Genomic DNA, 22,706 nt, shown 5'->3' with positions numbered 1-22,706 from the left:
AAGGACTGACGTGCGATGAAGACCCTGACCGCCGGGCGGCTGCTGCCGGTCCTCGGCACGCTGCTCGCCGCGCTGCTGTGCGCGCTCGGGCCCGGCGCGGGCAGCGCCTCGGCACACGCCGCGCTGACCTCGACCGACCCGGCCTCCGGCTCCGTGGTGCCGACCGCACCCCGGCAGGTGAAGCTCACCTTCTCCGAAGGCGTCCTGCTGAGCGCGGACTCGGTGCGGGTCCTCGATCCGCAGGGCAAGCGCGTCGACGAGGGCAAGCCCGCCCACGTCGACGGCAAGTCCGACACGGCCGCCGTCGGGCTCGCCGGAGGGCTCGCCGACGGCACCTATACGGTCGCCTGGCAGGCCGTCTCCGCCGACAGCCACCCGGTGGCCGGGGCCTTCACCTTCTCGATAGGCGCGCCGTCGAAGACGGCCGCCAAAGTGTCGGCGGCCGAGATAGACCCGGTCGTCGACGCGCTCTACACCACCGGGCGGTACGCGGCCTACGCCGGCTACCTCCTGCTCGTCGGCGGCTGTGTGTTCGCCGGCGTGTGCCGCTCCTCGCGGCCCGTGCAGCGGATCGCCGTCGGCGGCTGGATCGCCCTCTTCGCCGCGACGTCGGTGCTCCTGCTGCTGCGCGGCCCCTACACCAGTGGCAAGGGCTTCGGTTCGTCCTTCGATCTCAGCCTCCTCGGTGACGTGCTGGCCACCAAACCGGGCGCGGCACTGCTGTCGCGCCTGCTGCTGCTGAGCGCCGCGGCGGTGTTCCTGGCCGTGCTGTTCGGCTCGTACGCCCGCGAGGACGGCGACCGCACCCGCATGGAGCGCCGCGACGTCGCCTACGGGCTCGCGATCGGCGGCACCGTCGTCGCCGTCGGGCTCGCGGCGACCTGGGCGATGGCCGAGCACGCCTCGGCGGGCCTCCAGCCGTGGCTCGCCATGCCGGTCGACGTCCTGCACCTGCTGGGCGTCGCGGTGTGGCTCGGCGGCCTCGCCGCGCTGCTCGCCGCGCTGTGGTCGGGAGAGCCCGTACGCCGCGCGGAGGTGCAGCGCTTCTCCCGGCTCGCCTTCACCTCGGTGTGCGTGCTGGTGGCGACCGGCCTCTACCAGTCCTGGCGGCAGGTCGGCTCGTGGGGCGCGCTCACCGGCACGGAGTACGGCCGCTGGCTCCTCCTCAAGGTCGCGCTCGTGGCGGGCATGGTCGCCCTGGCTTCCTTCTCCCGGCGCTGGACGGGCCGTCTCACCGACGGCCGCCCGGCGTCGAAGAAGGCGGCCTCGGCGGTCAGGACCGTCCGTGCGGCCACGGGGGCGGTCAAGGGAGCGGCCAAGGCGGCGGGCCCCTCCCGGAAGGAGAAGGACGCCTCCCCCGAGCGGGCCGCCCAGCTCGCGCGCCAGCGCGAGGCCCTGGAGAAGGCCGCCGGACGGCGGCAGCGCGACGCCGACGAACCCCGCAGCGGACTGCGCCGCGCCGTTCTGGCCGAGGCCGGGGTCGCCGTCGTCCTGCTCGCCGTCACCACCCTGCTCACCGGCACCCAGCCGGGCCGGGCCGAGACCGAACAGCGCCAATCGGCGGCATCCGGCGGAGCCCGCACCACGGCACCGGCCGCTTCGGGCCCGGCCGAGACCCGTATCCCGTACGACACGGGTGGCACGAACGGGCGAGGCACGGCCCTCGTACGTATCGACCCGGCCCGCACGGGCAACAACTCCCTCGACGTCTCCGTGACCGACCCGACCGGCAAGGCCGTGGACGTACCGGAGCTGGAGGTGTCCTTCACCGAGAAGCAGAAGAACATCGGCCCGCTGCGCACGGCCCTCAAGCGCACATCCGCCGGCCGCTGGCAGGCCACCGGCTTCCAGCTGCCCATGGCCGGCACGTGGCAGCTCACCCTGACCGTACGGACCTCCGACATCGACCAGATCACGGAGATCAGGAACGTGAAGATCAACTGATGGCTGAACGATCCCAGGATTCCCAGGACACACAGCAGGACGCGGAGCAGCCCCGGAAGGCGGGCGGCGTCAGCCGCCGCCGGCTGCTCGGCACGGCCGGCGCCGCGGGCGCGGCCGGGCTCGTCGCGGGCGGCGCGGCCGGGGCCTTCGCCACCGAGACCGTCCGCAAGGACCCGGCGCCGCTGACCGGCGTCGGCGCCGCGAGCAGACCCTTCTACGGCGTGCACCAGGCGGGGATCGCCGATCCCGCGCAGACTTGCGGGCACTTCCTCGCCTTCGACCTCGCGCCCGACGCCGGCCGCAAGGCCGCCGCCGCGCTGATGCGCAGGTGGTCGAACACCGCTGCCGATCTCATGGCCGGGAAGACGCCCAAGGGGGACGAGACCGGGGTGGCGCTCGACGCGGGCCCCTCCTCGCTGACCGTCACCTTCGGCTTCGGCCGGACGTTCTTCGACCGGACGGACCTCACGTCCAAGCGGCCCGACGCGCTGGAGCCGCTGCCCGACTTCAGCGCCGACGCGCTCGACTCCAAGCGCAGCAACGGCGACCTGTGGGTGCAGATCGGCTCCGATGACGCGCTCGTCGCCTTCCACGCGCTGCGGCTGATCCAGCAGCAGGCCGGGAACACCGCGCGGCTGCGCTGGCAGATGAGCGGCTTCAACCGGACGCCCGGCGCCACCGCCCAGCCGATGACCGGCCGGAACCTGATGGGCCAGATCGACGGCACGAACAACCCCAAGACGTCGGACCCGGGCTTCCCGGCCAAGATCTACGTGCCGGAGGACCGCAGCGGCACGGACGAGTGGATGGCGGGCGGCTCGTACGCCGTGGTCCGGCGCATCCGCATGCTGCTCGACACCTGGGAGCACCTCTCCCTGGAGCGCCAGGAGAAGGTGATCGGGCGCCGCAAGTCGGACGGGGCGCCGCTGTCCGGCGGCACGGAGACGACCCGGCCGGACCTCAACAAGGTCAACTCGGACGGGGCGCTGGCGATCGCCGGTGACGCGCACATCCGCGTGGCGTCGCCGGCGTCGAACCGTGGTGCGTCGATGCTGCGGCGGGCGTTCTCCTACCATGACGGCTTCCTCGACGACGGGGCTCCGGACGCGGGTCTGCTGTTCGTCGCCTGGCAGGCGGACCCGCTGAAGGGGTTCGTGCCGGTGCAGCGGAAGCTGGACCGCGGGGACGGCCTCTCCCGCTTCCTGCGGCACGAGGCGAGCGGCCTCTTCGCGGTGCCGGGCGGCTGCAAGCCGGGCGAGTACGTGGGGCAGCGGCTGCTGGAGGGCTGACGGCCCGCCCTCGGGCGCTCGGTATCGTGGCGAGACACCGGACGATCGAGGAGCCAGCGTGATGTCGGCCAGCCGCTACACCTATCTCGGCCCCGAGGGCACGTTCACCGAGGCCGCCCTGCGGACGCTGCCGGAGGCGGCGACGCGGGAGCTGGTGCCGATGGTGTCCGTGCCCGCGGCGCTGGACGCCGTGCGCAGCGGCGAGGCGGCGGCCGCCCTCGTGCCGATCGAGAATTCGGTGGAGGGCGGTGTGACCGCCACCCTCGACCAGCTCACGACGGGCTCCCCGCTGATGATCTATCGCGAGGTGCTGCTCCAGATCACGTTCGCGCTGCTCGTGCGGCCGGGGACGCGGCTGTCGGACATCAAGACGGTGACCGGGCACCCCGTGGCGCAGCCGCAGGTGCGCAAGTGGCTCGCGGCGCACCTGCCGGACGCGCTGTGGGAGTCGGCGGCCTCCAACGCGGACGGCGCGCGCCTGGTGCAGGAGGGGCGCTTCGACGCCGCCTTCGCGGGGGAGTTCGCGGCGGCGACGTACGGTCTGGAGCCGCTGGTCACCGACATCCACGACGCGCGGAACGCGCAGACCCGCTTCGTGCTGGTGGGCCGCCCGGCCCGGCCCGCGGCGCGGACGGGCGCGGACAAGACGTCGGTCGTGGTGTGGCTGCGCGAGGACCATCCGGGCGCCCTGCTGGAGCTGCTTCAGGAGTTCGCGACGCGGGGGGTGAACCTGATGCTCATCCAGTCGCGGCCGACGGGCGAGGGCATCGGCAACTACTGCTTCGCGATCGACGCGGAGGGGCACATCGCCGACCGGCGCGTCGGCGAGGCGCTGATGGGCCTGAACCGGATCTGCCCGCAGGTGCGGTTCCTCGGCTCGTATCCCCGGGCGGACGTGACTCCGGCGGAGGTGGGTCCCACGCGCTACGGCACGTCGGACGAGGAGTTCGTGACGGCGGCGGACTGGCTGGCGCGCTGCCAGGACGGCCGCGCCTGAAGCGGTCGGGGCTTTGTTGTCCACGCGTCGACGGTAGCGGCCGGCGCCGGCATCCCCAGAGTTATCCACAGGGGATTCCCAGGCTGGGGATAAGTCGACAGATCGAGGCGGGGCACCGGCTCCCCGAATCGGTCAAGGTCGACAAATCGCTCTAGCCACAGGGTCGTCATCCACAGCACCTAGGTCCACCCGATCGGGCTGCGTCCTCGCCATTCGTCAGCGGAATGTCTGCGAATAACCCTTTGGAGCGAGGCAATACCACCCGAATGAGTGGCCGCGCGAGGTTTGACCAAGGAATACAGGGCGCGGGACAGAAGCGGACGGAACGTTCGATTCCGGCGTCCACAGATTTCACGCACAGCCTGTGGACAAAGAAAGCGGAGGAATCTCCTCCTGTGGACAAGAAGTCCGCCAACTCCGGCCGCCCGCAAGCGGATCAGCGGCCGGCGGCGCCGCTATGCCCGTTTTTCAGCAAAAGCGCACCCATTCCCGCCGCCACTCCACCGGAAGGCTTTCCGGCGCTTCGCGATCGCCCGGGCTGCTGATTATGCACAGCCTTTTCCGATCACCCAAAATAGGGCAAACCACCACCAAGAGGAATATGCCGTCGAGTGATCGCGTGGGCAACGGTAGCCTGGAGGGGTGATTGACCTTCGCCTGCTTCGTGAGGACCCCGACCGTGTGCGCGCCTCCCAGCGCGCCCGTGGAGAGGACGTCGACGTCGTCGACGCACTTCTCTCCGCCGACGAACGGCGCAGGTCGTCCAGCGTCCGCTTCGATGAACTCCGCTCCGAGCAGAAGGCGCTCGGCAAGCTCATCCCCAAGGCCGCCGGCGACGAGAAGGCCGCGCTGCTGAAGAAGGCCGGCGAGCTGTCCGCCGCCGTGAAGGCCGCCGACGCCGAGCAGGACGAGGCCGCCGCCGAGGCGCAGCACCTGCTGCTCCGGATCGGCAATCTGGTCCACCCCGACGTGCCGCTCGGCGGCGAGGACGACTTCGTCGTCCTGGAGACCGCCGGCTCCCCGCGCGACTTCGCCGCCGAGGGCTTCGAGCCCAAGGACCACCTGGAGCTCGGCCAGCTGCTCGGCGCGATCGACGTCGAGCGCGGCGCCAAGGTCTCCGGCTCGCGCTTCTATTACCTGACGGGTGTCGGCGCGCTGCTGGAGCTCGCGCTCGTCAACGCCGCCATCGCCCAGGCCACGGCCGCCGGCTTCACCCCGATGCTGACGCCCGCGCTGGTCAAGCCGCGCGCCATGGAGGGCACGGGCTTCCTCGGCCAGGCCGCCCAGGACGTCTACCACCTGGAGAAGGACGACTTCTACCTGGTGGGCACGTCCGAGGTGCCGCTCGCGGCGTACCACATGGACGAGATCATCGACGCCGACCAGCTGCCGCTGCGCTACGCCGGCTTCTCGCCGTGCTTCCGCCGCGAGGCCGGCACGTACGGCAAGGACACCCGCGGCATCTTCCGCGTCCACCAGTTCGACAAGGTCGAGATGTTCTCCTACATCGCGCCGGAGGACGCCGAGGCGGAGCACGCGCGCCTGCTGGAGTGGGAGAAGCAGTGGCTGACGAGCCTGGAGCTGCCCTTCCAGGTCATCGACACCGCCACGGGTGACCTCGGCTCCTCGGCCTCGCGCAAGTTCGACTGCGAGGCGTGGATCCCCACCCAGGGCAAGTACCGCGAGCTGACGTCCACGTCCAACTGCAACGAGTTCCAGGCCCGCCGCCTGTCCGTCCGCATGCGCGACGGCAAGAACGTCCGCCCGCTGGCGACGCTCAACGGCACGCTGTGCGCGGTGCCGCGCACGATCGTGGCGCTGCTGGAGAACCACCAGCAGGCCGACGGCTCGGTGCGCGTGCCCGAGGTGCTCCGTCCGTACCTGGGCGGGCGCGAGGTGCTGGAGCCGGTCGCCAAGTGAGCCCCGCCGCGGCCGGACCGCAGTATCGCCTTGTCGCGACCGACCTGGACGGCACCCTGCTGCGCTCCGACGAAAGCGTCTCGGAGCGCACCCGGGCCGCCCTCAAGCTGGCCACGGAGGCGGGTGCCGCGCACATCGTCGTGACCGGGCGGGCCGTCCCGTGGACGCGGCACATCTTGCAGGAGCTGGACTACCAGGGCCTGGCGGTGTGCGGCCAGGGCGCGCAGGTCTACCACGCCGGTGAGCACCGGCTGCTGACGTCGGTGACGCTGGACCGGCGCCTCGCCGGGCAGGCCGTCGCCAAGATCGAGGCCGAGGCCGGCCCGCTGCACCTCGCCGCGGGCCGCGACGGCCTCGACGGCGAGGTGCTGGTCACCCCGGGCTACCGCGTCCAGGAGGGCCCGCTCCCGGCCGTCGTGGCCCACGACCGGGACGAGCTCCTGGCCGAGCCGCTCAACAAGCTCTACCTCCAGCACCCTGAGCTCGACGACGACGCCCTGGCCCACGTCGCCCGCACGGTCGCGGGCGACCTGGTCGGGGTGACGATGGCGGGCGAGGGCATAGTGGAGCTGCTGCCGCTGGGCCTGAGCAAGGCCACCGGGCTGTCCCTGGCCGCGCGCCGGCTCGGGATGAAGGCCGCCGGGACCATCGCCTTCGGCGACATGCCCAACGACATACCGATGTTCGGCTGGGCCGCCCACGGCGTGGCCATGGCCAACGCCCACACGGAGCTGCGGGCCGTCGCCGACGAGGTCACCGGGTCGAACGAGGACGACGGGATCGCTACGGTCCTGGAGCGTCTGTACGGCTGAGGCCGCTCCGGTCGTCCTGCCCGGACCGGCCGGACCGGCCGTCCAGGCCGGGGATGCCCTGCCGGACGGCGCCCACCGCCCGCCGCAGGACTCCGGGAACGCACCCGAAGTCCCACGGCGGGCGGCCCTGTGTGAACTGCCGGCAGCCCAGCCCGATCGCCGCGGCCACCGCGTGCCCCACGTCGGTGAAGGTGCCTCCCGTGGCCAGCGGGACGGCGAAGAACAGCACCAGACCGGCGAGGTAGACCCACCGCCAGGGCCGCGGCATCCGGTACGTGAGGATCCCGGCGGCCGCCGCGAGCCCGTACGAGACGCCTATGTCGACCACTCTCTTCATCGACCGCGGCAGTGAGTGGTCCTCTATGGAGAGCAGCACGACCTCCTGGCTGACGAGAGTGGCGGCGATGTGCGCGAAGCCCACGGTGAACAGCCAGCGGGCGGTGCCGGTCCAGCGCTCGACGTTCGCGTGCAGGAGCTCGAAGAGGGCCGCGTAGAGCAGGAACGACGAGGGGTTCTCGATCCAGAACCCGCTGATCAGCAGCGCCCGTAGCGGGTGCTTGGTGAGCTGGTGGATGTTGCTGCTGTTGCGGTGCAGCAGGAACATCTCCAGGTCCTGGCTGGCCGCGGCGATCACGAGGCTGGTGATGCCGATGACGAGCAGCCAGATGTGCGTCCCGGGCGAGGAGGCGATCCAGGAGCGCACTGCGGACCGCGCCAGGGAAGCGGCCCGGGCGGCGACGGCCGGCCACCGGCCGTGCGCACCGGAGCCGCGGCGCTCGTCCCGTCCACGCACCCTTCGACGGTAGCCGCTCCTTTCCGGGGGCGCCCTCGAAAGGAGTTGTAGGATGACTGGGCAACCGGGTGAATCACGCTCGGCGGCAGCAGCGGACACAGCGGCTCAGGCACTCGGAACCGGAGGACGTATGGCACTGCGGGCGGCGGGACGGCAGTCCCTCGTGGACACCGTCGTGGATCAGTTGCGCACACAGGTCGCGGCCGGAGAGTGGCCGGTCGGCGCCCGCATCCCGACCGAGCACGCGCTCGCCGAGCAGATGGAGGTCGGCCGCAACACGGTGCGCGAGGCCATCCGCGTCCTGGTCCACGCCGGGATGCTGCGCTCGCGGCAGGGGGAGGGCACCTTCGTCGTCTCCACCGCCGACCCGGGCGAGATCATGCGCGGCCTGCAACGCGCGGGCGTGCGCGACGTCCTGGAGCTCCGCATCGCGCTGGAGGCCGAGGCCGCCCGGCTCGCGGCGCTCCGGCACGAGCCCGCCGACCTGGAGCGGATGCGGGCCGCGCTGGACGCCCAGACGGCCTTCGAGGACCCCGAGGGCCAGCCGGACTCCGGCAACCTGGAGCTCTACGCCGACCACGACGTGGAGTTCCACCGCGCCGTCGTGGAGGCCGCGCACAACAGCGCCCTGACGGCCACGTACGCCTGGTTCAGCAGCTCCGTCCGCGAGGCGCTGGTCACCGCGCTCGGCGACCACGACATGCCGCGCATCATCCACGGCGACCACCACGCCCTCATGGACGCCATCGCCTCCGGCGACCCGGAGGCCGCCGCGCGGGCCGCCAGGGCCCTCCTCGAGCGCCCCAAGCAGGCCGTGGAGACCTTGCTCGGCGAGAGCTGACGCGCACAGCGCCCGGGCTTCCGCTCCCCCACCCCACCCCCCTCACATCTGCACCACCCCTTGGAAAGGCACCCCATGTCGGAAACGAGGCCGGACACACGCGACCCCCTGATAGACGCGGAAGCAGACCTCGCCCCCGCGCCCGCCGTTGCCGCCGCGCGCCGCACCCTGCGCGCCCACCCGGCGCTCGTCATGGCGGGCATCGTCCTCGCCTCGCTCAACATGCGGGCCGCCCTCGCCGGGGTCTCGCCCCTGATGGGCGAGATCAGCGACCACTTCCACCTGGCCGCGGCGGCGAGCAGCCTCGTCACCACCATCCCGCTGCTCTTCATGGGCCTGGGCTCGATCGTCGCGCCGAAGCTCGCCCGCCGCTGGGGCACGGAGGCCGTCCTGTGCGGCGCCCTGCTGCTGCTGTGCGGCGGCATCCTGCTGCGCGTCGCGCCCCCGGTCGTGGCCCTGTTCGCCGGCTGCGCGCTCGTCGGCACGGCCATCGCCCTGCTCAACGTCCTGATGCCCGGCCTCGTGAAGCGGGACTTCCCGGACCGCGCCGCGAGCATGACCGCGCTGTACTCGACCACGCTGATCCTCGGCGCCACCGGCTCGGCCGCCCTGTCCGTGCCCCTGGAGAACGCCCTGGGCGGCTGGCGGGGCTCCCTGGCCTCCTGGGCGCTGCTCGCCGCCGTGGCGGCCGTCGCCTGGATCCCGCAGGCCGTCATCGCGCGCCGCGGCACCCGGCACGGCCAGGCGGCCGCCGCCCCCGTACGGTCGGCGCAGGACGGGCCGAAGCTGACCCGGTCGCCCATCGCCTGGCAGGTCACGCTGATGATGGGCACCCAGTCGCTGGTCGCGTACGTGTGCATCGCCTGGATGCCGACCGTGTTCACCGACCACGGCATGAGCAAGAGCGAGGCCGGCATGGTCTACGCCTTCTACACGCTGGTGCAGATGGCCGGTTCGTTCGTGGTGCCGATGGTGGCCGGGCGGATGCGCGACCAGCGGGCGATCGGCGCCGGCGTCGTCGTCCTCATGGCGGCCGGTGTGACCGGTCTGCTCACCGCGCCCGTGGAGGGCGCATGGGTCTGGGCGACGCTGATGGGCGTGGCGCAGGGCGGTCTGCTGGGGCTCGCCCTGACACTGATGGTGCTGCGCACGCGGGACGCCCACACGGCGTCCCGGCTGTCGGGCATGGCGCAGACGTGGGGCTATCTGCTCGCCTCCGTCGGCCCGTTCGCGATCGGTGCGGTCCACCAGGCGACGGACAGCTGGACGCTTCCGATCGCCCTGCTGCTCGTCGCCTGTGCGGCGCTGCTGCTGCTCGCGATGGGCGCCGGGCGCGATCGGAAGATCTGAGACGTTGGGTGGGCAGGGGGCCCTCCGGGGCCTCCCCACCCGTCGTGAGGAGACCGCTGCCCATGCACGCCGCTCACCGCATCACCGTCCCGGCCGAACTCGTCGGCTTCCACGAGGATTTCGACGGGGAGGAGGGCCGCTCCTGGATCGCCGCGCTGCCGGAGCTGGCCTCCCGGTTCCTCGACCGCTGGGGCCTGCGGCTCGACGGGCCGGCCTCGCACGGGATGGTGGCCCTCGTCCTGCCCGTGCTGCGCGAGGACGGCACCCCGGCGGCGCTTAAGCTCCAGCCCGTCACCGACGAGAGCGTCGGTGAGCCGGCGGCGCTGCGGGCCTGGGACGGCGACGGTGCGGTCGCGCTCCTCGACCACGACGAGGCGACCGGCACGATGCTGCTGGAGCGGTTGGACGCAAACCGTTCACTCTTGTCCATACGCGATGCCGAAGCATCGCTGCGGACGCTCTCCGAGCTGCTGGCCCGGCTGCTGACGGCCCCCGTGCCCGCGGGGCTGCGGCCCCTCGCGGACGTCGCGGGGGCCATGCTCAAGGACGTGCCCGCGGCCCTGCCGGAGCTGCGGGACGCCTCGGAGCGCAGGCTCGTGGAGACGTGCGCCGCGGCCGTACGGGAGGTCATCGGCGAGCCCGGTCACCAACTGCTGCACTGGGACCTTCACTACGACAACGTCCTCGCTCCCGTGCCGGGCTCCGCACGCGAGCCGTGGCTCGCCATCGACCCCAAGCCGCTGGTGGGCGACGCCGGTTTCGAGCTGCTGCCCGCGCTGCACGACCGGTGGGACGACATCACCGCGACCGGGGACGTGGAACGGGCCGTGCTGCGGCGCTTCGACCTGATGACCGAAGTGCTGGGCCTGGACCGGCAGCGGGCGGCCCGCTGGACGCTGGGCAGGGTGCTTCAGAACGCCCTGTGGGACGTCGAGGACGGCGAGGACGCGCTAGCGCCCGAGCAGGTGGAGATTGCCCGGGCGCTGCGGCGGCGTGTCATTCGGGGATGAGGCCCACGGAGTGAATCCCGCAGAGTGAGCCCTACGGAGTGAGCCTCACGAATGAGTCCTACGGGATGAGGCTCACTCTTCCCCTGCGAGCGTGAGGGAGCGCAGCTTCCGGCCCGCGAACCACGTCGCGCCCGCCGTCACACCGGCCAGCAGGACGAGGGCCAGCGGCAGACCCACGTCCGACGAGATGGCGCCGTCCGCGCCGATGCGCTGGGCGAGGGCGAGCGCCCACTGCTGAACGCTCAGGGTGCGCGCGCCGGGGACGAGGCTGCCGAAGAGCGACTCCCACACCAGGGCGTAGACCAGGCCGGCCACGACGGCGTGCCGGGTGACCGTGCCCAGCAGCAGGAACACCGCGCTGTACGCGACGGAGGCGGCGGCCGCCGCGGCGGCGTAGGCCACCGCGATCTGCTGGCTGTTGCCGTTGAGGATGAAGCCCGCGATGAGCGTGGGAACGGCCGAGAAGACGACGGTGACGCCGATCGCCACGATCAGCTTGGTGAAGATGATCGTGGGCCGTTTGACCGGCTTGGAGAGCAGGTAGACGACCGAGCCGTCATCGATCTCCGGGCCGATCGCACCCGTGCCGGCGACGACGCCGATCAGCGGGACCATGGTGGCCAGTGCGAGACCGCCCAGGACGCTGCTCGCGGTGCCGTCGTCCGCGCCGACGAGCACGCGGACGACGGCCGAGACGGTGAGCAGCAGGGCGGGCAGCCCGAAGAGGATGAAGGCACGGCGGCGGCCCAGGAGGCCCCGGTAGGTGAGCCGTGCGACGGTGGCGTTGTACATGGCGCTGGGCTCCTTTCAGGCCGCGACGAGGTAGGAGAAGACCGATTCCAGGGACTCGTCCGAGGGCGAGACCGTGAAGAGCCGGATGCCGTGCTCCCGGGCGACCCGGGGCAGCAGTGCGGTGAAGCGGCCGAAGTCGACGGCCTGGACGCGCAGGGCGCCTTCCTGGACGTCCACTTCGATGCCCGCCGTCGACGGGTCGGCGATCAGGGCGGCGGCCAGGGCGCGGTCGTCGCTGGAGCGGACCAGGTAGCGGTGCGGGCGGTCCGTCATCAGCCGGCGGATCTTGCGGAAGTCGCCGGAGGCGGCGTGCCGGCCGGCGACGACGACCTCGATGTGGGTGGCGAGCTGCTCGACCTCCTCCAGGATGTGCGAGGAGAAGAGCACGGTGCGGCCCTCGGCGCCCATCCTGCGGAGCAGGTCCATCAGCTGCATGCGCTGGCGCGGATCCATGCCGTTGAAGGGCTCGTCGAGGAGGAGCACGGAGGGCTCGTGGACGAGCGCGGAGGCCATCTTCACGCGCTGCCGCATGCCCTTGCTGTACGTGCTGATCGCGCGGTCCTGGGCGTACTCCATCTCGACGGTGGCGAGCGCCCGCTGCGCCTCGGCCGCGCCCAGGCCGTGCAGTTCGGCGTTGGCGCGGACGAACTCCAGTCCGGTGAGGAAGTCGTACATCGCCTCCCGCTCGGGGACGATGCCGATGTGGCGGTAGATCTGCTCGTTGCGCCAGATGGCGGCGCCGTCGAGGGTGACGGTGCCGGTCGAGGGGGCGAGGAAGCCGCCCATCATGTTGATGAGGGTGGACTTGCCCGCGCCGTTGGGGCCGAGGAGGCCGGTGACGCCCGGTCCGACGGTCATGGAGACGTCGTTCACGGCGACGACGTTGCCGAACCAGCGGGAGACGTTGTCGATGCGGATTGAGGTCACAGCCCGACCTTTCGGTAGCGGCGCATCAGCAGCCCGTAGGAGCCGGCGATCAGGGCGAGGAGCACGAGCAGGTAGACGTATCCCGCCGCGGTGCTGGGGCCGTGGCCTTCGGGGAACGCGGTGCTCGCGGAGAGGAACGCCGTCTGGACGCCGTCGATGAGGGTGATGGGCGAGAAGAGGCCCATCCAGCCGATCGCGTCGAAGCTGTCGCGCTGGAAGGCGATGCTCTGGATGGTGGTCACGACGCCGTAGGAGATGGTCAGCACGCCGATGACGGCGGCGACGCCGAAACCGCGGCGCGGGGTGAGCGCGGCGACCACCAGGCCGATGCCGGCGAAGAGCAGGGACAGCAGTGCCACGGAGACCAGTCCTTGTGCGAACCCCTTCGTCTGGTCCGCGAAGTCGAGCTTCGCGAGCAGGGCGCCGACGTACAGGATCAGCAGGGGCGTTGCGGTGAGGAGGAACAGGGCGGAGACCATGGCGGCGAACTTCGCCGTCACGTAGTCGACGCGCTCGATGGGGCGCGAGAAGTACAGGGGCACGGTCCTGAAGCGCAGGTCGCGCGAGACGGACTGCGGGGCCTGTGCCGCGAGGAAGAGGCCGATGACGACCTGCATGATGATCGCGTAACGCGTGTACTCCACCGGCAGCTTGTTGAGCTTGGTGGCGACCGTGACGGCCACCATGATGGCGGCGGGCAGGCACATCACGCCGAACAGGATCATCGGCAGCACCTTGGACTTCGCCGACCGGCCGAGGCCGTACGCGCCGCGCAGGCTCTGCGAGAAGAGCGAGCGGCGGGCGTAGGAGCGGCCGAGGCGGGCGCCGGAGTAGTTGCGGTAGCCGATGTTGTGGATGACGTCCTGCGCGGGCGCGGAGGTGGTCTCAGGCGGCATGGGCGCTGCCCCTTTCGTGTGCGCTCTGGAAGACCTCCGCGATGCGGTGGCGGCGCTGCTCCATGCGGACGAGGCCGAGGCCGAGGCCGGCGACCGCGTCGCGCACGGTGTCGTAGGTGTCGTCGCCGGTGACGTCGACGAGGAGGACGTGGCCCGAGCCCGCCGCCGCGAACTCGGCGGTCCGGCCGGCGGGCTGGACGGTGAGGCCGGCCGCGGTGAGCGCGGTGGCGAGGGCCGCGGCACCGTCCGGGTGGTCGTCGGAGTCGGTGACCTCGACCGCGAGGGAGGCCGTGGCCTGCGTGAAGTCGCTGGTGGAGGAGGAGCGCAGCAGCTTGCCGCCGTCGATGACGACGACGTGGTCGCAGGTGCGCTCCAGCTCGCCGAGCAGGTGTGACGTGACCAGCACCGAGATGCCGAAGTCGGTGTGGATGCGGCGGATCAGGCCGAGCATCTCGTCGCGGCCGACGGGGTCGAGGCCGTTGGTGGGCTCGTCCAGCAGGACCAGCCGGGGGTCGTGGACGAGGGCCTGGGCGAGCTTGACCCGCTGCTTCATGCCCGTGGAGTAGCCGCCCATGGGGCGGTAGCGCTCTTCGTAGAGGCCGACGTGCCGCAGCGTGTCGGCGGTGCGCTCGCGGGCGGCGGTGACGGGCAGGCCGGACATCCGCGCCATGTGGACGACGAACTCGGTGGCCGACACGTCGGGCGGCAGGCAGTCGTGCTCGGGCATGTAGCCGACGCGCTCGCGGATGGCGGCGCCCTCGGTCGCCACGTCGAGGCCGAGCACGGTGGCGCGGCCCTCGGTGGCGGGGGACAGCCCGAGAAGAATCTTGATCAGCGTGGACTTGCCGGCTCCATTGGCGCCCACCAGGCCGGTCACGCCCGGCGTGATGTCGACGGACAGCCGGTCAAGAGCGGTCACCCGGGGGAACCGCTTGCTGAGGCTTTCGGTAGCGATCACAGTCACACCTTCGACGGTAGTGGTGCGTGCCACAGCGGGCGTCAGACCGGATGACTGATTCCGTGTACTCCTCAGGTCTGACGTTCCCGTAGGGGAACCGGCCCGCAGGAAGGAGACGGGCGGGGCGGCCGGGAATGGGTGCGCAAGGAGAAGAAGGTTTTCCACAGGCGGTGCACGACCCTTGACGCAGCCGCCGGGCATTGTCACATTCATCAGTGTCAAGTTACGGACGCGTACCGGAGCCGGCTCACGGGACGGACGAATGGCCATGACCTCAGCAGTGCCGCGGGGATCGACGCCCCGGGGACCGGACAGCGAGTTGCGGGGCTTCAGGGAGGTCCAGCGCCTGGCGTACGACTGCGCGGAGGCCGTCGCCGCCCAGCTCAGACCCGGCGTCACCGAGCGCGAGGCGGCCCGGATGCAGCGGGAGTGGCTGCGCGACCGCGGCGTGCGGGACTGGTTCCACCTGCCGTTCGCCTGGTTCGGGGACCGCACGGCCTTCGCGGGCTTCCGGGTGCCCTCGCAGTTCTTCCCCACCGGCCGGCGGCTGGAGCCGGGGATGCCCTTCATCCTCGACATGGCGCCGGTCCACCGCGGCTTCACGGCCGACATCGGCTACTCCGGCTGCCTCGGCCCGAACCCGCTGCACGACCGCCTGCTCGCCGATCTCGGCGAGCACCGGGAGCTGGTGCTGCGCGAGGTCCGCGAGCGCCGCTCCCTGCGCGAGATCTACGAGGACGTGGACCGGCTCATGGTCCGCCAGGGCTACGCGAACCGGCACCGCGCCTATCCGTTCGGCGTGATCGCGCACAAGGTGGGCCGGATCCGCGAGCGCCGCTGGTCACCGAACGTCTTCGGGTTCGGCACCCAGGCGCTCAAGGGGCTCGCGTCCGACGCCGTCCGCGGGCACCGCGAGGGCTGGTCGCCGCTGTGGAGCCCGTACCGGTTCTCCGACCACCCGCCCCGGCCGGGCCTGTGGGCGGTCGAGCCCCACCTCGGCTTCCGGGGCACGGGCGCGAAGTTCGAGGAGCTCCTCGTGGTCACCGACTCCCGGGACCCCGAGGAGAGCGCGTTCTGGCTGGACGACGATCTGCCGCACGTGCGGCGCAGGCAGGAGGAGAGGGCTGCATGAGCGAGCACGCCGGGAACGGCGCCGGTCCGGAGGGCGCGCGCGAGCGCCGGATCCGTACGGGCGGGATCGAGTTGTGCGTGGCCGAGCTGGGTGACGCCGCCCTGCCCACCGTGGTGCTGGTGCACGGCTACCCGGACAGCAAGGAGGTCTGGTCGGAGGTCGCGGAGCGGCTGAGCGACCGCTTCCACGTGGTGCTGTACGACGTGCGCGGCTGCGGCCGGTCCACGGCGCCCAAGCCGCTGCGGGGAGGCTTCACCCTGGAGAAACTCACCGACGACTTCCTGGCCGTCGCCGATGCGGTGAGCCCGGACGCTCCGGTGCACCTGGTCGGTCACGACTGGGGGTCGGTGCAGGCGTGGGAGTTCGCCACCGTCGCGCGCACCGAGGGGCGCATCGCCTCCTTCACGTCGATCTCCGGCCCGTCCCTCGACCATCTCGCGCTGTGGCTCCGCAAGCGGGCCGCCCGCCCCACCCCGCGGCGGATGGCCCAGCTGCTGGGCCAGAGCGCCCGGTCCTGGTACGTGTACCTGCTGCACACCCCCGGGCTGCCGGAGGCGGCCTGGCGCGGCCCGCTGGGCAAGCAATGGCCCAAGATGCTCGCGCGGGCGGAGAAGCTTCCGGTCTCCGGCTATCCGACGGCGTCGCTGCCGGACGACGCCGCGCACGGCGCCTGGCTCTACCGCGACAACGTCCTCGCCCGGCTGCGCCGGCCGCGCACCGACGCGTACGCACACGTGCCCGTCCAGCTCATCACGCCGACCGGCGACGCCTTTCTCTCCGAGCGGCTGTACGACGACGTGGAGCAGTGGGCCCCCGGCCTGGTGCGGCGCAACCTCGCCGCCAAGCACTGGGTGCCGCGCACCCGGCCCGATCAAGTCGCCGCGTGGATCGCCGAGTTCGCGGCCTCCCATCAGGAGGGGGCGAGGCCGCGCGAGACGGCGCCCGCCAACCCGTACGCGCGCTGGTTCGCCGGCCGGCTGGTGCTGGTGACGGGCGCGGCCAGCGGCATCGGCCGGGCCACGGCGTTCGCCTTCGCGGAGGCGGGCGCCCGGGTCGTCGCCGTGGACCGCGACCCCGAGGGCGCGGCCCGTACAGCCGACATGGCCCGGCTGATCGGCGCTCCCGAGGCCTGGGGCGAGTGCACGGACGTCTCGGACGAGCAGGCGATGGAGAAGCTGGCCGCCAAGGTCGCCGCCGAGTACGGCGTGGTGGACGTGCTGGTCAACAACGCCGGCATCGGCGTCGCCGGGTCCTTCATGGACACCACCGCGGAGGACTGGCGCAAGACCCTCGACGTCAATCTGTGGGGCGTGATCCACGGCTGCCGCCTCTTCGGCAAGCAGATGGCGGAGCGCGGCCAGGGCGGCCACATCGTCAACACCGCCTCCGCCGCCGCCTTCCAGCCCTCCAGGGGCCTCCCCGCCTACAGCACGTCCAAGGCGGCGGTGCTGATGCTCAGCGAGTGCCTGCGCGCGGAGCTGGCCGGGCGGGGGATCGGCGTCTCCGCGATCTGCCCCGGCATCGTCAACACCCCCATCACCGGGGCCACGCACTTCGCCGGGGTCTCCGAGGAGGAGCAGCGGCGGCGGCGCACCAAGGCGAGCCGGGCCTACGGCCGGCGGAACTACCCGCCGGAGAAGGTCGCCGAGGCGGTCCTGCGGGCCGTGGTGCGCAACCAGGCGGTCGTGCCCGTCACCCCCGAGGCCCACGGCCTCCGCTTCATGTCCCGCTTCACACCGTGGGCGCAGCGCGCCCTCGCCAGGATCGAGCCGCCGCTCTAGCGGACGGCGGAGGAGAAGCAGAAATGACCGACGGACACCGGGGCGCTTACGCGATAGCCCCCCGCCGCGTCTCCTTCGACTGGGACGCGACACCCCTGCACTGGATACCGGAAGAGCCCACCGCCACCCACGTCATCAACGTCCTGCACCTGCTGCTGCCGGCCGGGGAGCGGTGGTTCGTCAAGGTGTTCAAGGAGGCCCTGCCGCTGGTGCAGGACCCCGTGCTGCTCAAGGACGTCAAGGGGTTCATGGGCCAGGAGGCCACGCACAGCGTCCAGCACGCGTACGTGCTCGGCCACCTCGCCGCGCAGGACCTGGACACCACCCCGTACACCCGCCACGTCGACTACCTCTTCGACGTCCTGCTGGGCGAGAAGCCGCCGTTCGGCATGCCGGTGACGGCGCGGGAGTGGCTGCGCTTCCGCCTCTCGCTGATCGCCGCCATCGAGCAGTTCACGGCCGTCCTGGGCAACTGGGTGCTGGAGGCGGAGGGCCTGGACCGGGCCGCCCCGGACCCGGTGATGCTGGACCTGCTGCGCTGGCACGGCGCCGAGGAGGTCGAGCACCGCTCCGTCGCCTTCGACATGTACGAGCACTGCGGCGGCGAGGACCCCGGCCGCTATGCCCGCCGTGTCCTCGGCATGGCCGTGACGGCGCCCGTGCTCTTCCACCTCTGGAACCGGGGGACGCGCTTCCTGATCCGCAACGACCCGCGGCTCGCGAAGCGGATGCGCTACTCGCTACGCGAGCACAACCGGGCCGTGGCCATGGGCCTGCTGCCGAGCTGGCGCGAGCTGGGCTCGGCCGTCCCGCGCTACCTCCGGCGGTCGTACCATCCCTCGAAGGAGGGGTCGCTGCGCAGAGCCGTCGACTATCTGGCGACCTCACCCGCGGCACGGACCGCGGCGGGCGCGATAGGCCGCGCGGCCCTTTCGTAAGGAGCGACACTCTTGTCCGAGCAGCCCGGTCGTCCCGGTCTCCCCGGCCGGCACGGCGAGACCGGCCGGCCCGGCCGCGACCGCGAATACCGCATCGAGGCCCTCGCCCACCACAGCGGCGCCACGGTCCGCACGATCCGCGCCTACCAGGACCGGGGGCTGCTCCCCAAGCCGGAGCGGCGCGGGCGCGCCAACGTCTACCGGGACACCCATCTGGAGCGCCTGCACCAGATCGCCGGGCTCCTCGACCGCGGCTACACCCTGGCGAGCATCAAGGAGCTCCTGGACGCCTGGGACACCGGCCGCGGCCTGGGCGGGGTCCTCGGGCTGGTCGCCGAGGTGGCCGGGCCGTGGTCGGACGAGGAGGCGGGCCGGATCACCCGGGCGGAGCTCGGCGAGCGCTTCGGCGGCGCCCAGGACGACGACGCCGTCGAGGATGCGGTGAAACTCGGCGTCCTCGTGCGCGTGCCGGACGCGCCCGAGGAGTTCCTCGTGCCGAGCCCGCAGGAACTGACCGTCGCCGTGGAGCTCCACGCCGCCGGGGTGCCGCTGCTCGCCATCACCGGCCACCTGCGCGAACTGCGCACGAGGGTCGAGCACATAGCGGGCCGGTTCCTGGACTTCACCACCGAATACGTCTTCCGGCAGTACCTCGATCACCCGCCCACCGAGGAGGAGGCCGCCGAGGCCGCCTCGCTGGTGCGCCGGCTGCGGCCGCTGGCCCAGCAGACCATCGACGTCGAACTCGCCCGCGCCATGCGTGCGATGGCCACGCGCCACCTCCGCCGGCACCTGGAGGCCGAGACCTCCGAGGCTGCCGAGGACGCCGAGGTCTCCGGCGCCGTAGCCCCGGCCGCGGAGGAGACCGGTCCGCCGGCCGCTTCCTCCGGCTCCCTCCCCCTCCCCGGAACCGTCCGGCTTCCCGACCGGACCTTCCGGGCCGTGGAAGCGCTGGTCGGGCAGGAGAACGTCGCCGCCTTCGTCGCCGCCGCGGTGGAGCGCGAGGTGCAGGCCCGCACGATGGACGCGCTGGTCATCGAGCCCGAGGCCCGATAGCTCCGCCGGCTCAGCGGTCCGCGAGCCAGTTGCCGTGGAAACCGTAGGGCACGCGCTGCGGCAGGTGGACGGTGGCGACCGGCTCCGCGGCGAGGTCGTCGGCGTCGAGTATGACGAGGTCACTGCGGTCGGTGGCGGCGTCGTGGACGTAGGTCAGCAGCCATCCGGGACCGCCGGGCCGGTCGTCGGCGGGGGCGAACGCCGCCTCGGCCGGGGTCCTCCCGGGCCCGAAGTCGTGGCGGGCGACGGACCCCGACCACAGGCCGTAACGGAGCAGGGAGCCGCGGTCGAGGGGTCTGCCGGGCAGTGAGGTGGAGGTGACGTGGCCGTACCGGGCCGCGAGCCCGGCGAGCCGGTCGTCCACCCGGGGGAACTCACAAGGCCGGTCGTCCAGCTGGTCTTCGGTCACCGTCCCGGCCGTCAGGTCGAGGGTCCAGCGCCAGAGGGTGGCGTGGGCGCGGCTCCGGCCGTCCTCGCTGCCGTAGTGCGGATAGCGCGCCACGTACAGGACGATGCGCTCGCCGTCGGCGTGCTGCTCGTCGTGGGCGTTGAGGGCGTGGAAGACGTAGCAGGGGCCGATGGTGAACCAGCGCACCTCGCCGTGGGGGTCGTCGCGCCGCAGCACGCCCAGCCGGGCGCCGTAGCCGGGGTCCCACGCGTACGGCATGCCGCCGCCGGCGGCTCGGGCGCGGTCGAGGTCGAAGACGACGGGCAGGTCCATGAAGACGACGTGGGAGCGGGTGAGGTGGAAGTCGTGCATCATCGTGTGCGCGGGCACCTCGACGGGCCGGCTGACCGTCAACTCGCCGCCCGCATCGGCCCGGTGGTAGGTCAGGTAGGGCGCGGAGAGCCCTCCGTAGCCGAAGAAGTGCAGCTCTCCGGTCTCCGGGCAGGTCTTGGGATGGGCGGTCATCGGTGTGCTGAGCCGGCCGCCGAAGTCGTACGGGCCGACGGTCTCCAGCTCGCGCCCGGGCCGGGCGTCCAGCTCGTACGGGTAGGAGGACTCGACCAGGGCGAGGGTGCGGCCCGCGTGCCGCACGACGTGGGTGTTCGCGGCTCCGGCGGTCAGGTCGCGCCTGCCGCGCTCGTCGTAGACGCGGGCGCCGTCGGTGAAGGTGGAGGTGCGCACCCAGCGGTTGCGGTAGGAGGTGGCCCGGCCGCCTTCGAGGCGCACTCCGTGGATCATGCCGTCCCCGAAGAACCAGTGGCTGGAGGCGGCGTCCTGCGGGTTGGGGCCGTTGCGCAGATACCAGCCGGTGAGCTCCGGCGGGATCGCTCCGGTGACCGGGAGGTCGTACGCGGTGAGCTCCTCCGTCACGGGCGCGTAGTTGCCGGCGAGATGGGCGGGCGGGGCCGTCGTCATAGCGCGGTATCTCCTCTGCGGTGGCTGCGGGCGGCTGCGATGACTGCGGTTGCTGCGGTGGCTGCCGTGAAGGCCCGTGGAATTCGCCGGGCGGCGGGGCTCTTACGGAGCTGCCTGAAGGAAGCGGGCGCGGGCGCGCTCGGGGTAGCGGGCGGTGAAGAGGGCGGGCAGGACGAAGCCCGCGACCTGGACCGGAACCGACACCTCGTTGCCGAGGCCTTCGGCGGTCACCAGGGCCAGCACCGCGGCGGTCACGGTGAAGGAGACGGCCCAGACGGAAGTGATCACGACGTTGATGCGGCGGAAGAGCGGGGTTCCCCACACGGCGGCAGGCGCCTGCCGCTTGGCGATGCCGGTCGTGAACGGACGGCCGACGGCCAGCGTGGCCCAGGCGGTGAGCGCGAGCCAGCCCAGGGACATGGTCCCGCCGTAGTGCCGCAGCTCGCTGTGCGGAAGGGCGAAGGCCACAGCCGTGAGCACGACGAAGTAGCAGACCGTGCTGCCCTCCAGGATCAGCGACTCCGCCGCGACCCCGGCCTTGCACTCCTTGACCAGCAGAGCGACGCCGGTGACGAGCCCGGCCAGGGCGCCCCACTGCCAGCCGGCGGAGGAGACGACCGCGAAGGCGATCCAGGGAATGAAGCCGCGCACGTAGTTCATCGAAGGTCTCCTCGGGCGGGGTGCCGGCCTTCCCGCCGACATTCCAACTCTGACATGTCAAAAGTAGAAGGTCGCCACCCGACATGTCAACAGTGGAAGGTAGGGTGGACGGCATGAGCCTGAGACACGCGATGCTGGGCCTGCTGGCCGACCGGCCGGCCAGCGGGTACGACCTGATGAAGCGGTTCGAGACCTCGCTCAGCAATGTCTGGCCGGCGACGCAGAGCCAGGTCTACGGCGAGCTGGGCAAGCTCACCAAGGCCGGCCTGCTGGAGGTCGCGGCGGAGGGCCCGCGCGGCCGCAAGGAGTACGCGATCACCGACGAGGGCCGCGAAGAGCTGCGCCGCTGGCTCACCGAGGCCGCGCCCGACCCGGTGCGCCGCAGCGACGTGCTGCTGCGGGTCTTCTTCCTCAACCACCTCACGCCCGTGGAGGCCACGGCCTACCTCATGGGCGAGGCCGAGCGCGCCGCGGGCCAGCACCAGGCGCTGGAGGAAGTGGAGCGGAACGTGGACTGGGGCGACGACCCGCTGTCCGTGAACGGCCGGCTGGCCCTGGAGTACGGGCTGCGCTTCATGGCCATGCGCGAGGAATGGGCCCGCTGGGCCGTCGAGGAGCTCGGCAGGACGCGCCGGTGATGGACGTCCAGCGCGCGACCCGCATCTCGAAGCACCTGGCCAGGCACCTGCGGCACGACCCCGGCCGGATCGGCATCGCCCTGGACGCCCAGGGCTGGACGTCCGTCGCCGCCCTGCTGGAGGCGAGCGCCGCGCACGGTCTCCCCTTCAGCCGGGCCGAGCTGGAGGAGGTCGTCGCCTCGAACGACAAGCAGCGCTACACCCTCGACGGCGAGCTCATCCGGGCCAACCAGGGCCATTCCGTGCCGGTCGACCTCGCCCTTCCGGCCGCCGAGCCGCCCGCCGTGGTCTTCCACGGCACGGTGGCACGCTCCGTCGCCGCCATCCGGGCCGAGGGCCTGCGCCCCATGACCCGGCACGCCGTCCACCTGTCGGCCGACCGCGAGACGGCGATGCGCGTGGGCGCCCGCCGTGGCAAGCCGGTGGTGCTGACCGTGGACGCGTACGGGATGCACCAGGCGGGCCACGTCTTCCGCGTGAGCGAGAACGGGGTGTGGCTGGTGGAGCGCGTTCCGGCCGAGTTCCTGCGGCTCCCCGGCTGAGCCGGCTCCCGGGCCGGGCCCTTCGCGGCGACCGGCCCGGCACCGGCCGGTACGGGGTACGGACGCG

21 protein-coding genes are annotated in these 22,706 nt (G+C 72.3%); 14 read left to right on the top strand and 7 right to left on the bottom strand.

Translation table 11 applies throughout. The features are described from left to right. The first annotated feature begins 15 nt into the window (after nucleotides 1–15). The 5 genes from D7231_RS11650 to D7231_RS11630 all read left to right on the top strand — a co-directional run bounded on the left by D7231_RS11650 (nucleotide 16) and on the right by D7231_RS11630 (nucleotide 6,962). Nucleotides 16–1,944: a copper resistance protein CopC gene (locus tag D7231_RS11650; protein WP_120755116.1), complete on the top strand. Its 1,929-nt coding sequence runs from the start codon at nucleotides 16–18 to the stop codon at nucleotides 1,942–1,944. Further along, nucleotides 1,944–3,233, top strand: a complete 1,290-nt coding sequence (efeB, locus tag D7231_RS11645; protein WP_120755114.1) for an iron uptake transporter deferrochelatase/peroxidase subunit — start codon at nucleotides 1,944–1,946, stop codon at nucleotides 3,231–3,233. The genes D7231_RS11650 and efeB overlap by 1 nt, the downstream gene beginning before the upstream one ends. Before the next feature lie 61 nt (nucleotides 3,234–3,294). Beyond that, entirely contained in the window at nucleotides 3,295–4,230 is a 936-nt protein-coding gene (gene pheA / locus D7231_RS11640) for a prephenate dehydratase (protein WP_120755112.1), read from the top strand. A gap of 642 nt (nucleotides 4,231–4,872) precedes the next feature. Then, nucleotides 4,873–6,150, top strand: coding sequence for a serine--tRNA ligase (serS, locus tag D7231_RS11635; protein WP_120755111.1), 1,278 nt, complete (start codon nucleotides 4,873–4,875; stop codon nucleotides 6,148–6,150). After that, nucleotides 6,147–6,962 (top strand): HAD family hydrolase, encoded by an 816-nt coding sequence (locus D7231_RS11630; protein WP_120755109.1) that lies wholly within the window; start codon nucleotides 6,147–6,149, stop codon nucleotides 6,960–6,962. The genes serS and D7231_RS11630 overlap by 4 nt, the downstream gene beginning before the upstream one ends. On the opposite strand, the gene D7231_RS11625 is transcribed toward D7231_RS11630, so the two are convergent. Further along, nucleotides 6,934–7,755, bottom strand: coding sequence for a rhomboid-like protein (locus D7231_RS11625; RefSeq protein ID WP_391474220.1), 822 nt, complete (start codon nucleotides 7,753–7,755; stop codon nucleotides 6,934–6,936). The two genes, D7231_RS11630 and D7231_RS11625, sit on opposite strands and share 29 nt — an antisense overlap. 130 nt (nucleotides 7,756–7,885) lie before the next feature. Here D7231_RS11625 and D7231_RS11620 point away from each other — a divergent pair, with 130 nt between their 5' ends. From D7231_RS11620 to D7231_RS11610, 3 genes are all read left to right on the top strand, one after another. Continuing rightward, the gene (locus D7231_RS11620) at nucleotides 7,886–8,596 is read left to right on the top strand and encodes a FadR/GntR family transcriptional regulator (RefSeq protein ID WP_120755107.1); all 711 of its coding nucleotides are present in this window, start codon (nucleotides 7,886–7,888) and stop codon (nucleotides 8,594–8,596) included. Nucleotides 8,597–8,671: 75 nt separating this feature from the next. Next, a complete protein-coding gene (locus D7231_RS11615) occupies nucleotides 8,672–9,946 on the top strand; it encodes a CynX/NimT family MFS transporter (protein ID WP_120755105.1) in 1,275 nt (424 codons plus the stop codon). 62 nt (nucleotides 9,947–10,008) lie between these two features. Continuing rightward, nucleotides 10,009–10,956, top strand: coding sequence for an aminoglycoside phosphotransferase family protein (locus D7231_RS11610; RefSeq protein WP_120755103.1), 948 nt, complete (start codon nucleotides 10,009–10,011; stop codon nucleotides 10,954–10,956). A gap of 72 nt (nucleotides 10,957–11,028) precedes the next feature. On the opposite strand, the gene D7231_RS11605 is transcribed toward D7231_RS11610, so the two are convergent. Genes D7231_RS11605 through D7231_RS11590 form a run of 4 tightly spaced genes read right to left on the bottom strand, consistent with a single transcriptional unit; the run spans nucleotide 11,029 to nucleotide 14,562 of the window. After that, a complete protein-coding gene (locus tag D7231_RS11605; RefSeq protein WP_120755101.1) occupies nucleotides 11,029–11,748 on the bottom strand; it encodes an ABC transporter permease subunit in 720 nt (239 codons plus the stop codon). A 15-nt stretch (nucleotides 11,749–11,763) separates the two neighbouring features. Continuing rightward, a complete protein-coding gene (locus tag D7231_RS11600; RefSeq protein ID WP_120755099.1) occupies nucleotides 11,764–12,675 on the bottom strand; it encodes an ABC transporter ATP-binding protein in 912 nt (303 codons plus the stop codon). Then, nucleotides 12,672–13,571 (bottom strand): ABC transporter permease subunit, encoded by a 900-nt coding sequence (locus D7231_RS11595; RefSeq protein ID WP_120755097.1) that lies wholly within the window; start codon nucleotides 13,569–13,571, stop codon nucleotides 12,672–12,674. Before D7231_RS11595 ends, D7231_RS11600 begins: the two co-directional genes overlap by 4 nt. After that, nucleotides 13,561–14,562 carry an ABC transporter ATP-binding protein gene (locus tag D7231_RS11590; RefSeq protein ID WP_120755095.1) on the bottom strand — a complete coding sequence of 334 codons (1,002 nt, stop codon included), beginning with the start codon at nucleotides 14,560–14,562 and terminating at the stop codon, nucleotides 13,561–13,563. The genes D7231_RS11595 and D7231_RS11590 overlap by 11 nt, the downstream gene beginning before the upstream one ends. 235 nt (nucleotides 14,563–14,797) lie before the next feature. On the opposite strand from D7231_RS11590, the gene D7231_RS11585 reads away from it, so the two are divergent. From D7231_RS11585 to D7231_RS11570, 4 genes are all read left to right on the top strand, one after another. Further along, on the top strand, nucleotides 14,798–15,661 hold the full coding sequence (locus D7231_RS11585; protein ID WP_120755584.1) for a M24 family metallopeptidase: 864 nt from the start codon (nucleotides 14,798–14,800) through the stop codon (nucleotides 15,659–15,661). Next, nucleotides 15,658–17,442: an SDR family oxidoreductase gene (locus D7231_RS11580; RefSeq protein WP_120755093.1), complete on the top strand. Its 1,785-nt coding sequence runs from the start codon at nucleotides 15,658–15,660 to the stop codon at nucleotides 17,440–17,442. Before D7231_RS11585 ends, D7231_RS11580 begins: the two co-directional genes overlap by 4 nt. Before the next feature lie 23 nt (nucleotides 17,443–17,465). Continuing rightward, nucleotides 17,466–18,380 (top strand): metal-dependent hydrolase, encoded by a 915-nt coding sequence (locus D7231_RS11575; protein WP_120755091.1) that lies wholly within the window; start codon nucleotides 17,466–17,468, stop codon nucleotides 18,378–18,380. A 93-nt stretch (nucleotides 18,381–18,473) separates the two neighbouring features. After that, entirely contained in the window at nucleotides 18,474–19,436 is a 963-nt protein-coding gene (locus D7231_RS11570) for a MerR family transcriptional regulator (protein ID WP_241999687.1), read from the top strand. Between the two features lie 10 nt (nucleotides 19,437–19,446). On the opposite strand, the gene D7231_RS11565 is transcribed toward D7231_RS11570, so the two are convergent. Together D7231_RS11565 and D7231_RS11560 are read right to left on the bottom strand one after the other, a co-directional pair. Continuing rightward, the gene (locus D7231_RS11565; RefSeq protein ID WP_120755087.1) at nucleotides 19,447–20,799 is read right to left on the bottom strand and encodes a carotenoid oxygenase family protein; all 1,353 of its coding nucleotides are present in this window, start codon (nucleotides 20,797–20,799) and stop codon (nucleotides 19,447–19,449) included. A gap of 102 nt (nucleotides 20,800–20,901) precedes the next feature. Then, nucleotides 20,902–21,459 (bottom strand): hypothetical protein, encoded by a 558-nt coding sequence (locus D7231_RS11560; protein ID WP_120755085.1) that lies wholly within the window; start codon nucleotides 21,457–21,459, stop codon nucleotides 20,902–20,904. Between the two features lie 113 nt (nucleotides 21,460–21,572). Between D7231_RS11560 and D7231_RS11555 the strand changes: the two genes are divergently transcribed. Next, nucleotides 21,573–22,097, top strand: coding sequence for a PadR family transcriptional regulator (locus D7231_RS11555; RefSeq protein ID WP_120755583.1), 525 nt, complete (start codon nucleotides 21,573–21,575; stop codon nucleotides 22,095–22,097). Continuing rightward, the gene (locus D7231_RS11550) at nucleotides 22,097–22,639 is read left to right on the top strand and encodes an RNA 2'-phosphotransferase (protein ID WP_120755083.1); all 543 of its coding nucleotides are present in this window, start codon (nucleotides 22,097–22,099) and stop codon (nucleotides 22,637–22,639) included. Before D7231_RS11555 ends, D7231_RS11550 begins: the two co-directional genes overlap by 1 nt. Nucleotides 22,640–22,706 lie beyond the last annotated feature (67 nt).

The sequence above is a fragment of the Streptomyces klenkii genome (genome assembly GCF_003626645.1).
Taxonomy (GTDB): Bacteria; Actinomycetota; Actinomycetes; order Streptomycetales; family Streptomycetaceae; genus Streptomyces; species Streptomyces klenkii.
The sequence above is the reverse complement of the archived record's forward strand: the minus strand, read 5'-3'. Positions and strand labels throughout refer to the sequence as shown.

Excerpts from the sequence above, each read along its gene's own strand:
- D7231_RS11620 (WP_120755107.1), top strand. The coding sequence starts at position 7,886 with ATGGCACTGCGGGCGGCGGGACGGCAGTCCCTCGTGGACACCGTCGTG.
- D7231_RS11550 (WP_120755083.1), top strand. The coding sequence starts at position 22,097 with ATGGACGTCCAGCGCGCGACCCGCATCTCGAAGCACCTGGCCAGGCAC.
- efeB (WP_120755114.1), top strand. The coding sequence starts at position 1,944 with ATGGCTGAACGATCCCAGGATTCCCAGGACACACAGCAGGACGCGGAG.
- D7231_RS11560 (WP_120755085.1), bottom strand. The coding sequence starts at position 21,459 with ATGAACTACGTGCGCGGCTTCATTCCCTGGATCGCCTTCGCGGTCGTC.
- D7231_RS11575 (WP_120755091.1), top strand. The coding sequence starts at position 17,466 with ATGACCGACGGACACCGGGGCGCTTACGCGATAGCCCCCCGCCGCGTC.
- D7231_RS11565 (WP_120755087.1), bottom strand. The coding sequence starts at position 20,799 with ATGACGACGGCCCCGCCCGCCCATCTCGCCGGCAACTACGCGCCCGTG.
- D7231_RS11610 (WP_120755103.1), top strand. The coding sequence starts at position 10,009 with ATGCACGCCGCTCACCGCATCACCGTCCCGGCCGAACTCGTCGGCTTC.
- D7231_RS11555 (WP_120755583.1), top strand. The coding sequence starts at position 21,573 with ATGAGCCTGAGACACGCGATGCTGGGCCTGCTGGCCGACCGGCCGGCC.
- D7231_RS11595 (WP_120755097.1), bottom strand. The coding sequence starts at position 13,571 with ATGCCGCCTGAGACCACCTCCGCGCCCGCGCAGGACGTCATCCACAAC.
- D7231_RS11605 (WP_120755101.1), bottom strand. The coding sequence starts at position 11,748 with ATGTACAACGCCACCGTCGCACGGCTCACCTACCGGGGCCTCCTGGGC.
- pheA (WP_120755112.1), top strand. The coding sequence starts at position 3,295 with ATGTCGGCCAGCCGCTACACCTATCTCGGCCCCGAGGGCACGTTCACC.
- D7231_RS11585 (WP_120755584.1), top strand. The coding sequence starts at position 14,798 with ATGACCTCAGCAGTGCCGCGGGGATCGACGCCCCGGGGACCGGACAGC.
- D7231_RS11650 (WP_120755116.1), top strand. The coding sequence starts at position 16 with ATGAAGACCCTGACCGCCGGGCGGCTGCTGCCGGTCCTCGGCACGCTG.
- D7231_RS11580 (WP_120755093.1), top strand. The coding sequence starts at position 15,658 with ATGAGCGAGCACGCCGGGAACGGCGCCGGTCCGGAGGGCGCGCGCGAG.
- D7231_RS11615 (WP_120755105.1), top strand. The coding sequence starts at position 8,672 with ATGTCGGAAACGAGGCCGGACACACGCGACCCCCTGATAGACGCGGAA.